The 13012-nt window shown below is 37.7% G+C and carries 11 protein-coding genes; 9 read left to right on the forward strand and 2 right to left on the reverse strand.

What is annotated here, in order from left to right; genetic code table 11:
- The first annotated feature begins 14 nt into the window (after positions 1–14).
- The 9 genes from AC1WHX_RS01535 to AC1WHX_RS01575 all read left to right on the forward strand — a co-directional run bounded on the left by AC1WHX_RS01535 (position 15) and on the right by AC1WHX_RS01575 (position 9790).
- A complete protein-coding gene (locus AC1WHX_RS01535) occupies positions 15–569 on the forward strand; it encodes an LbetaH domain-containing protein (protein WP_302545286.1) in 555 nt (184 codons plus the stop codon).
- A 10-nt stretch (positions 570–579) separates the two neighbouring features.
- Positions 580–1479, forward strand: a complete 900-nt coding sequence (locus AC1WHX_RS01540; protein ID WP_022601048.1) for a glycosyltransferase family 2 protein — start codon at positions 580–582, stop codon at positions 1477–1479.
- 4 nt (positions 1480–1483) lie between these two features.
- The gene (locus tag AC1WHX_RS01545) at positions 1484–2572 is read left to right on the forward strand and encodes an acyltransferase family protein (protein WP_302545285.1); all 1089 of its coding nucleotides are present in this window, start codon (positions 1484–1486) and stop codon (positions 2570–2572) included.
- 8 nt (positions 2573–2580) lie between these two features.
- Positions 2581–3360 (forward strand): glycosyltransferase family 2 protein, encoded by a 780-nt coding sequence (locus AC1WHX_RS01550; RefSeq protein ID WP_122304134.1) that lies wholly within the window; start codon positions 2581–2583, stop codon positions 3358–3360.
- 696 nt (positions 3361–4056) lie between these two features.
- The gene (locus AC1WHX_RS01555) at positions 4057–5169 is read left to right on the forward strand and encodes an MraY family glycosyltransferase (RefSeq protein ID WP_022601043.1); all 1113 of its coding nucleotides are present in this window, start codon (positions 4057–4059) and stop codon (positions 5167–5169) included.
- A 171-nt stretch (positions 5170–5340) separates the two neighbouring features.
- On the forward strand, positions 5341–6384 hold the full coding sequence (locus AC1WHX_RS01560; protein WP_022601042.1) for a mannose-1-phosphate guanylyltransferase: 1044 nt from the start codon (positions 5341–5343) through the stop codon (positions 6382–6384).
- Between the two features lie 8 nt (positions 6385–6392).
- Positions 6393–7529, forward strand: a complete 1137-nt coding sequence (locus AC1WHX_RS01565; RefSeq protein ID WP_022601040.1) for an adenylyltransferase/cytidyltransferase family protein — start codon at positions 6393–6395, stop codon at positions 7527–7529.
- Between the two features lie 96 nt (positions 7530–7625).
- On the forward strand, positions 7626–8702 hold the full coding sequence (gene gmd, locus AC1WHX_RS01570; protein WP_022390150.1) for a GDP-mannose 4,6-dehydratase: 1077 nt from the start codon (positions 7626–7628) through the stop codon (positions 8700–8702).
- Positions 8702–9790 (forward strand): GDP-L-fucose synthase family protein, encoded by a 1089-nt coding sequence (locus AC1WHX_RS01575; protein WP_297929590.1) that lies wholly within the window; start codon positions 8702–8704, stop codon positions 9788–9790. Before gmd ends, AC1WHX_RS01575 begins: the two co-directional genes overlap by 1 nt.
- A 246-nt stretch (positions 9791–10036) precedes the next feature.
- On the opposite strand, the gene AC1WHX_RS01580 is transcribed toward AC1WHX_RS01575, so the two are convergent.
- On the reverse strand, positions 10037–11041 hold the full coding sequence (locus AC1WHX_RS01580) for a T9SS type A sorting domain-containing protein (RefSeq protein WP_022390148.1): 1005 nt from the start codon (positions 11039–11041) through the stop codon (positions 10037–10039).
- Positions 11041–12555 carry a chitobiase/beta-hexosaminidase C-terminal domain-containing protein gene (locus AC1WHX_RS01585; protein ID WP_122304117.1) on the reverse strand — a complete coding sequence of 505 codons (1515 nt, stop codon included), beginning with the start codon at positions 12553–12555 and terminating at the stop codon, positions 11041–11043. Before AC1WHX_RS01585 ends, AC1WHX_RS01580 begins: the two co-directional genes overlap by 1 nt.
- Between the last annotated feature and the right edge of the window lie 457 nt (positions 12556–13012).

Raw genomic sequence — 13012 nt, forward strand, 5'->3', positions numbered from 1 at the left:
AACTTGATCATATTATGGAAAAAGTAGTGGATTTATCAAGATATAAAAATGCTCTGACAAGAAAACATCAGATGATCAGGATGCTTTGGTCTGTTGTTTGGGCAATTTTTGTCCGACCGTTACCACGTAGTATAGGGAGTGGCTGGAAACGTTTTTTATTGCGGTTGTTCGGTGCGAAATTAGCTTCGACGGCAATTGTATATTCTTCTGCTAAAATCTATTACCCTGCAAATTTGATAATGGATGAATATAGTTGTCTTGCTTCCGGGGTGGATTGTTATAATGTAGCTCTTGTTAAAATCGGGGCTAATACGACAGTGTCCCAGGGTGCATATCTTTGTACGGCAAGTCATGATATATCGGATTCTTTAAATCCTCTGGTGACAGCACCTATTATTGTCAAAGATCAAGCATGGATTGCTACTGATGCATTTGTCGGTATGGGAGTGACGGTTGGACAGGGAGCTGTAATCGGTGCTCGGGCTTGTGTGTTTAAAGATGTAGAACCGTGGACAGTAGTCGGTGGAAATCCTGCCAAGTTTATAAAGAGAAGAGAAATAAAGAAATAAATAGAAGAATATGTTGGATATATCGGTAATCATATTGACTTTAAATGAAGAGCTTCATATCCGTCGTTGCATAGAAAATGTAAGATCGATAGCGAAACAGATATTTGTTGTGGATTGTTTTTCTACAGATCGGACAGTCGATATTGCAAAAGAATTGGGGGCAGAAGTGCATCAGCATGAGTGGCCTGGAAATCAGGCTGCACAATTCAATTGGGCTTTAGAGAATTTGCCGATAGCAACCGAATGGGTATTGCGGTTGGACGCTGATGAGTATTTGACTTCCGGATTGATAACTGAGATGGATGAACAATTACCGAAATTGTCCGGTGATATAACGGCTGTGGTTTTCCCTTTAGGACGAGCCTTTATGGGGCGTGTTCTGAAACATGGAATTGTAAATAGTGTGAAAATGATACGCCTTTTCAGATATGGGAAAGCTTGTTATGAACAGCGTTTAATGGATGAGCATATTGTTGTGAAATCGGGTCGGACAGTTACTTTTAAAAATCAGTTTATAGATGATAGTCTTCTTTCCATAAAGCAATTTGTAGACAAACACAATCACTATTCTTCTCGAGAAGCGGCTCTGTTACTTGATGCGGAATATCACCTGTTCGATTTGGATACAGATGATGCGTCATATTGCGAAGATGTACAGAAAAAACGTGCACAGAAAATGAAATATGCAAAGATGCCTCTATTCTGGCGTTCGTTTGCTTATTTCTGTTACCGTTACATAGTTAAACTCGGTTTTTTAGATGGTAAAGAAGGATTTCTTTGGGATTTTTTACAAGGTTGGTGGTATCGCACTCTTGTCGATGCAAAAATACTCGAAATAAAAAAGACCTGTGGACAGGATGCGAAAAAGATAAGAAAATATTTGATAGATAATTATCAGATAAAATTTTGAAAACATGGGGGAAAACAAGGTTCATTATTATTGGTTGGACTTAGTCCGTTTTACTGCGGCATTTTTGGTTTTGATTTGCCATTTCAGAGGTGCGTTTTTTGTTGAATATACATTGCTGCCTGCAGAGCAGAAGAATCCTTTGATTTTTGCATTTTATTCATTAACAAGGTTAGGAAACGAAGCTGTTCTTATCTTTTTTGTTATGAGTGGATTCTTAGTAGGCGGAAAGGCGATAGAGAGGTTGCAGCAAGGTGCCTTTGATATTAAAGGATATGCTATTGACAGAACTGTTCGTATCATGTTGCCTTTAATATCAGCTTTATTATTGTTTATTCCGGTTTCTATTATCCGGGGGCTTGATATCGATTGGTTGGCATGGTTGGGTAATCTTTTTTCCTTACAAGGTATTTGTACTTATTCTGTAATAGAACCGCTTTGGTCGCTTTCGTATGAAGTTTGGTTTTATATTTTAATGGGAACTATATCATTGTTTTTTATAAAACAGAATATAATATCTAAGAAAATTTATGCCGTTTTATTTTTGCTAATTTGTTCTCTTGTTTTTACCAAATTGCATCCTCATTATTTATTTATGTGGTTTATGGGGGCATTTGCATATTTGATTATTCCGAAAAAAATTAATAAGTTGTTTTTGTGGGGCAGTTTTATTGTGATGATATGCTTTATTATATTGCTTCAATTAACAAGCGGATCAAGATTGAATGAGGGCACTGATATATCACAATATTTACCTAATCGACAAGCTCTTGAGCTTCTTTTTGCTTTTTTCTTTTGTTTATTCCTTCGGCAACTTATCATTATTAAACCAATAAAAAAATGGACTCTGAAGATTAATCAAATAGGTACAAGATTAGCGGCATTCTCTTATACTCTTTATTTGACACATGTTTTAGTATTGCGTATGTTCGAATATTTTCATGTGCCTAAAAGTGAAAGTGTTAATTTTATTTCTATTTCTTGGTACATAGGAGAATTGACTATTGCTTTATTGGTTGCTTATGCTGTGTATTGGTATTTTGAGAAACGGACGGCAGAAGTAAAAGGCTGGATTAAGACACGTTTGTTAAAATAATTGTTGGAATGAAAGTTTCTATTATAACATGCACATACAACAGTGCGGCAACAGTCGCTGATACGATACGTTCGGTCAATCGGCAGACCTATGACAATATCGAACACATTATCGTTGACGGGCTTTCTAAAGACGATACCATAGCCATTGTAAAAGCCAATGCCGGAGACAAACAACGAATTATCGAGGGAAAAGATAAGGGAATATACGATGCATTTAACAAAGGAATATTGGCTGCTACCGGAGATATAGTGGGAGTACTCAATTCCGACGATTTCTTTACCGATGATTATGTCATAGAGATGGTAGTAAAAGCGTTTTTATTGCGTCCCGAAATCGATGCCGTGTATGGGGACATTCATTTTGTAAACCCGGATAATCTTTCGAAACCTGTGAGATATTACTCTTCGCGAATCTTTCGTCGGGGATTGATGCGTTTGGGATTTATGCCGGCACACCCGTCTTTCTATGTTCGCAAAGCTTGTTACGATAAATTGGGGATTTATAAGATCGATTATAAGATAGCTGCAGATTTTGAGCTTTTGTTACGATTCATTTTTTTGAACCATATCCGCATTCATTATCTTCCTGTTGATTTTGTAACGATGCGTACGGGAGGGGCAAGTACCGAGTCGATGGGAAGCCGCAAGTTGATTATGAAAGAGCAGTTAAGAGCTTGCCGTGAAAATAACATATATACTAATATATTTATATTAAGTCTGCGCTATTGGTATAAAATTGCAGAACTGTTGGTTTCTAAATTGTTTTTCAGATTATCCGGCAAATAGTTTGATCTATAAATATTGTAAGAGCCTGTTTAAATTTTGCTCGGGTCAGGTTTTGGGAATTTCTTCCGAGCATGTCTTTCTGTTTTTACGAGGATGATAGCGGGCTATCATATGACGAGTGAAAACGGGGAAAAAGACCGGAAGAAAACGCAAAAATGGCCTGATGGTATTTTTTTATTGGAAAATTTAAACAGGCTCTAAGTATCTTGTCGATTTGGGGATAGTATTCGTAATCGGATAATATCTTACTGACATTCATAAATTGCACATATTTAGAAGTCGTTTAAATGTTATTCGGGTTAGTTTTAGCTTTATAAAAGCAATAGAACATTCGTAAAAGAAATTTTCAGAGTTGATCCGGACAAAATTTAAAACAGTCCATAAGAATATTTTAAAAAAATATTTTTTTAAGATTTGTGAAATACAAATTAAATATTTTCTTATATTTGCCGACGGTGTGAGGTGATATATGATTTTGGAGCATTTTTTTGAGTTTATTCGATTTTTTATAGGAGATTAAGGAGAACACAGGTACTTAGGAAAGATATGAGAATGTATTTTTTTCCTGAGTTCATAATGTGAAAGGATAATTTCTTGAGAGGTACGCTCAAAACTATTATCTGTGAAAATTGTTTACCAAAAAATAGGGATAAACTCTTAATATTATTAATAGGTGTGTGAAAAAAATTTGATAGTATGTTACAACTTTTTTCATTGTTGGCTTTGGTGTTGTCTGCCTATCTTTCATTTTTGGTAATACCGAGACTTGTGTTCGTTTCGGTAAAGAGAAGATTATTTGATGTGCCGAATAGCCGGAGTTCACATACGAGGGCAGTTCCCCGTTTAGGTGGAATAATATTTTTACCTTGTATGATGTTTTCGTATGCTTTTGTATTAGGGCTTCGTGAGCTGAATGGAGTCGGTGTCGCAACGGAGTTGAGGGAGTCGTTATTGCTCGAAATGCTGTTTTTGATATGTGGTCTGACAACTATCTACGGTATCGGTGTTTTGGATGACCTTCGAGGTGTTTCTTTTCGTAAAAAATTTGTGGCGCAGATTCTTGCTGCGATCTTTTTTCTTTTCGGAGATATTCATATAGACAATTTACACGGAATATTCGGGATATATGAGTTACCTGTGGCGGTATCTTATGTGTTGACGATATTTATAACGGTTTTAATTATAAATGCGATCAATTTGATCGACGGTATCGATGGTTTAGCGTCCGGATTGAGTAGTGTAGCTCTTGCGGTATATGGATTTTGGTTTCTTTCTGCGGGATTGTATGCCTATGCTATGTTGGCATTTTCACTATTAGGATCGGTTATGATATTTTTCTTGTATAACGTTTTTGGCAAAAGGATGAAGTTATTTATGGGAGATACCGGATCTCTGATTTTAGGTTACTGTCTTGCATTTCTTGCCATACGATTCTGTCAGCTTAACGCTACACCCGAATTCGGAGTAGTAGGTGCTCCGATTGTTGCGTTTTCGACACTGTTTATTCCTATTTTCGATGTTTTCAGAGTGTTTATTGTCCGGATAAAACATGGTAAATCACCTTTTCTTCCGGATAAAAATCATATTCATCATAAATTATTGGCATTAGGTATGTCCCATCGGCAGGCGATGTTAACGCTGGTAATAGCATCCTCTATGTTTATAATTCTCAATTGGTTTTTAGTTAAGATTCTCGGGGAAACTGTAATGTTTCTGTTCGATATATTTTTAGGATTGTGCTTGGTATATGGCTTGCAGCGTTTTATAGTCGATAAAGAACGTAAATTAGTAAAGCGTGAAGTCCGGTAAGAAAATTTTTAAGAATTTACGGGGATGATAGTTGGGCTATTTGACGAGAGAAAACGGGAAAGCAAACCGGAAGAAAACATAAAAATGATCTGATAATATTTTTTGTTGAAAAATTTAGACAGGCTCTTAAACTTTTATTTATATCTTTGAATATTTTGAGATAAGTGTATAATGCAAAATAATCATGTGGTAATAATGGCCGGAGGAGTAGGCAGTCGTTTCTGGCCGATGAGTACACCCGAACATCCCAAGCAGTTTATCGATGTGTTAGGATGCGGGCGCACATTGTTACAGCTTACTGTTGACCGTTTCAGCGGGCTTGTTCCCATGTCCAATTTTTGGGTAGTTACCTCTGCCCGATATAAATCGTTAGTAGAAGAACAACTTCCGGATATTCCTCGTTCCAATATATTGTTAGAACCATGTATGCGCAATACCGCACCCTGTATTGCTTATGCCGGTTGGAAAATTAAACGACGTTATCCCGATGCTAATATAGTAGTAACATCTTCGGACCATGTGGTAACCGATGTTGAAGAATTTCGTAGAGTTATTGTAAAATCGCTTGATTTTACATCAAAATCGGAATCTATACTTACATTAGGAATGAAGCCTACCCGTCCCGAAACCGGATATGGATATATTGCGGCAGAAATAGAGGACGGTAGCGAGATAAAACCTGTAAAGGCATTTAAGGAAAAACCGACTCTTTCTGTTGCAAAAGAATATTTATCGGCCGGTAATTATTTTTGGAATGCCGGAATTTTTATATGGAATGCACATACACTTGAACAAGCCTTTCGGACCTATTGCCCGGCTATGGCTTCTGTTTTCGATCTGTTGACACCTTGTTTTTACAGAGATGATGAGCAAGAAAGGGTTGATGAACTTTTCCCGACTTGTGAAAGTATCTCTATCGATTATGCCGTCATGGAAAAAGCGTCCGGAATTTATGTCTTCCCGGCATCATTCGGTTGGTCAGACTTGGGCACATGGGGATCTCTTCATACCCGTTTGCCCCATGATAATCATCATAATGCATGTGTCGGAGAAAATGTGAAGTTGATAGAGTCTCAAAATTGTATAGTGCATGTCCCTAAGAATAAGAGGGTTGTTATTCAAGGATTAGACGGATATATTGTCGCGGAAAAAAACGGGACGCTTCTGATTTGTAAACTTCAAGATGAACAGAGAATTAAAGAATTCTCAAAATAATTTCCGGTATGGGAAATAAAAAGGTTTTTGTATCAGGCTGTTATGATATGCTGCATAGCGGACACGTCGCTTTCTTTGAAGAAGCTGCCCGGTATGGCGATTTGTATGTAGGCATAGGTTCGGATAAGACGATATTTGAATTGAAAGCCCGAAAAACGGTCAATACCGATGCTGAGCGTCTTTATATGGTAAAGGCTCTTCGTGTAGTTAAAGATGCGTGGATCAATAGCGGAAGCGGACTACTGGATTTTGAAAAGGAATTGAGAGAACTCAAACCCGATATATTTTTTGTAAATACCGACGGCAATACCCCTTTGAAAGCGCAACTTTGTAAAGAATTGGGTATCGAATATATTGTGAGTAAAAGAATTCCTCATGGAACTTTGCCTGTACGTTCGACAACGATGTTGCGAAAAGAATGCCGCATTCCCTACCGGATCGATTTGGCCGGAGGATGGCTCGATCAGCCTTATGTCAGTAAATATTATCCGGGTCCGGTATTGACCATTTGTATAGAACCGGATTATGAATTTAATGATCGTAGCGGGATGTCCACAAGTTCGCGTAAAAAGGCGATAGAGTTATGGCAGACCGATATACCCGAAGGAGATAAGGAAAAATTAGCCAAAACTCTGTTTTGCTATGAAAATCCGCCCGGAACTCCTTATGTAAGCGGTTCTCAAGATGCTTTGGGAATTGTTATGCCGGGATTGAATAAATATGAATATAACGGAGACTATTGGCCGGAGTCGATAGAAAGCAATCTTGATTCGGATATTTTGGAATGGCTTGAAAAATATATTTGGTTAGTACCTCTATATCCGAGAGGTCAGTCTTATAATGTTCTTGCCGATACGCATATCGATGCGGTTTCGGCAAAAGCGTTGAGTGATGCTGCCCGTTGTTGTTGGGATGCAATCCTTAATAAAGACTTGCAAAATTTCGGTGTGCAAGTAAAGGCCAGTTTCGATGCCCAAATAGCAATGTTCCCCAATATGGTGAATGATGATATCTTGGCTCAGATAGAAGAATATCGGGATTCTGTATTAGGTTGGAAATTAAGTGGTGCAGGCGGTGGAGGATATTTGACCTTTATCAGCGAAAAACCTGTGGAACATGCTTTGCAGATTCGTATTCGCAGATAAAAAATTTTGCTTTTGATGTGTATAGATTTCTTATATTTGCAACGAAAGTTCGAGTATGGAAATTTGAGGGATTAATAATTAATTTTTAGCTTAGAAATGAATACTAAAGTCGCTTTGATTACGGGAATTACCGGGCAGGACGGTTCGTTCCTTGCTGAGTTTTTATTGCAAAAAGGATATGAAGTTCATGGCATCTTGCGTAGATCTTCGTCATTCAATACCGGACGCATAGAACATCTTTATTTTGATGAATGGGTGCGCGATATGAAACAGCAAAGAACCATTAATTTGCATTATGGAGATTTGACCGATTCAAGTTCTTTAATTCGCATTATACAAGAAGTGCAACCTGATGAAATTTATAATCTGGCAGCACAAAGTCACGTAAAAGTAAGTTTCGATGTCCCCGAATATACGGCCGATGCCGATGCGATCGGTACGCTTCGTATGTTAGAAGCCGTTCGTATTCTTCATCTCGAAAAAAAGACCAAAATATATCAGGCGTCCACTTCGGAGTTATTCGGATTGGTTCAAGAAGTCCCGCAGAAAGAAACAACACCGTTCTATCCCCGTTCTCCGTACGGTGTAGCGAAACAATACGGGTTTTGGATTACCAAGAATTATAGAGAAAGTTATGGTATGTTTGCCGTGAACGGTATTTTATTCAATCACGAAAGCGAACGTCGTGGAGAGACTTTCGTTACCCGTAAAATATCCTTGGCAGTAGCCCGTATCAAACAAGGAGTACAAGACAAACTTTATATGGGAAATCTCGATGCCCGTCGGGATTGGGGATATGCCAAAGATTATGTACAGTGTATGTGGATGATTCTTCAACATGAAACACCCGAAGACTTTGTGATAGCGACAGGAGAGATGCATACTGTCCGTGAATTTTGTACGCTTGCTTTTGCAGAAGTCGGCATTAAGATTCGTTGGGAAGGGACAGGAGTCGAAGAAAAGGGAATAGATGAGGAGACCGGACGGGTGTTGGTCGAGGTCGATCCCAAATATTTTCGTCCTGCAGAAGTCGAGCAGTTGTTAGGAGATCCTACTAAGGCCAAAACTTTATTGGGATGGAATCCTACTCAGACACCATTTCCCGAATTAGTGAAGATTATGGTAAAACATGATATGGAAAAAGTTGCCCGGATGATCAAAAATAAACATTGATGGAAAAGAATGCCAAAATATTCGTAGCCGGTCACCGTGGATTGGTGGGATCTGCTATATTGAAAAATTTACAAGAAAAAGGATATCAAAATTTTGTACTCCGTACCCATAAAGAATTGGACCTTTGCGACCAACTTGCCGTAACCCGTTTTTTTGATGAAGAAAAACCCGAGTATGTTTTCCTTTCGGCGGCTTTTGTCGGTGGTATTATCGCAAATAGTTTGTACCGGGCAGATTTTATTTATCGTAATTTGCAAATACAGAATAATGTAATTTATAATTCGTATCGTACCGGAGTAAAAAAACTGCTTTTTTTGGGAAGTACTTGTATCTATCCTCGGGATGCCCGACAGCCTATGGATGAGAACGTATTGCTTACTTCTCCACTGGAATATACGAATGAGCCTTATGCAATAGCCAAGATTGCCGGATTAAAGATGTGCGAAAGTTTCAATCTTCAGTACGGTACTAATTATATTGCGGTCATGCCTACGAATTTATACGGGCCTAATGACAATTTTGATTTAGAACGCTCCCATGTTCTTCCTGCTTTGATTCGTAAAATTTGTTTGGGACGCTATCTCGAGACCGGAAATTGGTCGGCTATACGTTCCGATCTCAATAAACGTCCGGTAGAGTCGGTCAATGGAGAATCTTCAGAAAAGGATATCCTTGCCATATTGAATAAATATGGAGTGCGTAAGACAGAAAAAGGTAATGTTCAGGTCGAAATATGGGGAACAGGAAGCCCGATGCGTGAATTCTTGTGGAGTGAAGAAATGGCGGATGCCTGTGTTTTCGTAATGGAAAATATCGACTTTGAGGATCTTAAGCCTAAAAATACGAAAGAAATCAGAAATTGCCATATCAACATCGGTACCGGAAAAGAAATCAGTATTGGAGATGTTGCCCGTTTGATAAAAAAAACTGCAGGATTTGAAGGCGATTTGTATTTCAATGCCGATAAGCCGGACGGGACGATGAAGAAACTGACTGATGTTTCGAAATTAAATGCATTAGGATGGCATCATAAAATCGATATTGAAGAAGGTGTACAAAAAATGATCGACTGGTATAATAATAATTAGAAAAGAGCCTGATTAGATTTTTCGATAAGAAAATATTATCAAGATATTTTTGTGTTTTTTTTCGGTTTGCTACTTATCAGATAGTTCGCTATCTCTCCGGAAAAATATATGAATACACCCCAATCCTTTCTCGGAAGAAGAGGTTGGGGTGTTTATTGTAGTAAATTTTCTAATGGTAGATTTTGTCGATTGTCGTAATATTTTCTTTTCCTGATAGAAAATTTAGACGACTATCTCTTGAAGTATTTAAAAAAGCACTTTTCCTTTTTCTTTTCCTGCTGTAACGAAATATAACCCTTTATTAAGAATCGGAATACGGTTGATTCCGGTATTCCCTTTGACCGAGAAAAGAAGTTTTCCGTTTATTCCATATATGTTTATCTGTTCTTCTTTGGGTAAAGTTATGAAGATATTTTGAGAATCTTTCTTGATTTTCAGTCTATTGTTTATTGATTCTTTTGATATCCCCGATGAGGAGGAAGATATGATACTTTTCCATGTAGTACCAATTCGTATTCCATCGACAATAATATCCTGCCCGGTATGGCTTGCACGGAACATCAATCCGGCAGGGTATATATCTCCTTTAGAAGCATTATCGGATAACGGCCCTAATAAAGGTTGCTCTGGTTCTTGATCCTGTATGCGATCTAAAAGATATAAAGAAACTTTATCATTGTTATCTCCCGGTACTATTTCATATTTGATTACGAGGAGATAAGTTTCTCCGATTACAACGGGTTTATCGGTCGTGTAGACCGCTTTTTGATTATCATAAAAAGATAAGCCGATATTTAACCTTGAATCGAAATCAGAATTCTTCTCACCGTATATTCGTCCGTTAAAGGCAAATTTGGTATCTGTCCCGCCAGCCCAACTCGGCATATTTCCGTCCCATAAAGTGAAAAAATACTGGCTTTTAAGATTGCTGTTGAACTGAACGAGAAAAGACACATAGACACACCCTTCCGATATTTGCGGGAATGTATGCCGGGCGGCATTTTTATTTTCCTCTTCTATCTGTAGTCCGTTTCCGATACCTGATCCGGCATATCCTTCGAATGTCAGTCCCGGACAAACTTTCAGATATGGATTATCGTTTTCGAACAACCAGCCATGTTTACCTATTTCATCACCTATAGGATATTCAAAATTTTCTGTCCATACAGGGGTTTGAGCGATGATACTGAAACTGAAAATGAAAAAAGCGTGGAAAAGCCACGCTTTTTTCGAAAATATAAATTGACTCATTATTTGACAACTTTAACTACTTTAGAACCTACTTTTACAAGCGTGATATCATAAACTGCATCAAGAACATTTATTCCGGAAACAGCGACTTTTTCGGCAACCTTTTGACCGGTAATGTTGAATAGTTCGATTTTTTCACCGCCAATGGCATTGACATAAATTTTACCATTCGAGCTGTAAATAGTTATATTGTCATCTGTTGTAGCGGCTTTTACTCCGTCAAGTGTAGATTCTGTGATACTTATCGGATATATTTGAGGTGTTCCTTGGTAAACCGATACGAATCCGATAATATCCCATTTCTTCGATGCTTCGAAAGTTCCGTCAATAACTCTGAAACTGTTACGGATAGTCATTTCTTTATCACCGCTTACTACTATTCCATTAGTCGTTTTGCCGGTTTCGAATGTTGCATCTTCCTTAAATACAGCTTCTGACAATTTAATATATTTATATACGTCAGCGGTTGTAATTTCTGAAATGTTCATTGTTACAGGTTCAGCCGGTGTTCCGCTTACAGCATCAGGTGCATATAGAGGGAGCATTTGAGTTATATCTTGATAAACTCCATATTCTCCGATTAATCCGGTTATTACATCGCCTTCTTTATATTCACCGACAGCGTCTCCATAAACTAATAAACTGCCACTTTCATCTTGTATATAAAGGTTTATGTCGTTTTGATAAACTACAGTTACAGGACCGGTAATTTTATATGCTGTATTTTCTTTTGCTGTTGACATGTATTCTGCTATGTTAGCTACATTTTCCGGAACAGAATAAGTTGCTTCGGCGATAGAGCTGTTGGTAAGTCCTTCTTTTATTGCGATAGCTTTTACTGTGCATGTTTCAGAAACAGGGAACGGTCCGTTGTAAAGAGTTGCTGACTCTGATGGTTCGCTTCCATCAGTAGTATAGTAGATTTTTGCACCATCAGTGGAACATTCGAGAGTGACTTCTGTCGATTCTCCAAGAATATAACTTGATCCGGGAGTTATTGTCGGTTGTGCTACCTGACCGGCTGCTTCATCATTGGTTGTGATGGTAATTGATGTAAAATCGAGTTGACCAGCTTTTCCTGAGTCGGTACCGAAATCAGCTTTATCTCCGACAGTTATGGTTACAGATGCGGAAGATCCGCTCCATTCGCATGTAAAATCGGGGTCACCTTTAACGGTAACAGTACCTGGTTCTGCCGTGCAAGAAGCAAGACGTTTTTTCCCTGCAGTACTGATCCCGAAAGCAATATTTGTAATGGGTTTTCCGGAAGTTGAAGTAATCGTTATTGAACCTTTGGCGTATATACGCACATCTTTTGCTGATGTATTATACGTAGGAGGTGTTTGTCCGTTGTTTTTTACTGCAGAAATATCAAACCCTTCTGCAGATCCCGATATTTCGTTCTTTACAGAAGTGTTCCATGTAACTGTACTACAATCTATCGTAGTAACTGTGGCGTTGGAAAGAGAAGTCATTCCTGCCAGACAAAGAATGAAAAGTAGAGTTTTTTTCATAATCGTTTTATTTTGGTTAGTAAATAAAAATACTTTTAATTTTTAATTTGGGCTTAAATAAAAAAGGGGAAGAGAAACAAAAGGAACAGGTATTTTGATTTTTTTCATCCTATCCAAACAATCGTTCGTTTTTATCATCCCTTTAAAATCTAAAACACATTCTTCAATTGTTCAGAACAATTATCTATGCATGAATAAGATAAAGTTCTGTATTTACCATATACAACTTTTATTTAGACTGTCCAATTAAACGAAGGTTTATTTGGACAAGAGACTATTTCCCGTAGTCTGTTCATTTATTTTACAAAGATAGCATATATTTTTATCTTTTTTACTACAATTTCATTGCAATTTTATGTCATTTTTGTATTCCTGTATGATGATGAACTTTAAATTTTGTTTGGGATTTTAGAGCCTTTCTGAGTAAAATTGATCATAAGTTTTTTAGAAAGTCTAA

The sequence above is a fragment of the Coprobacter sp. genome (genome assembly GCF_982436375.1).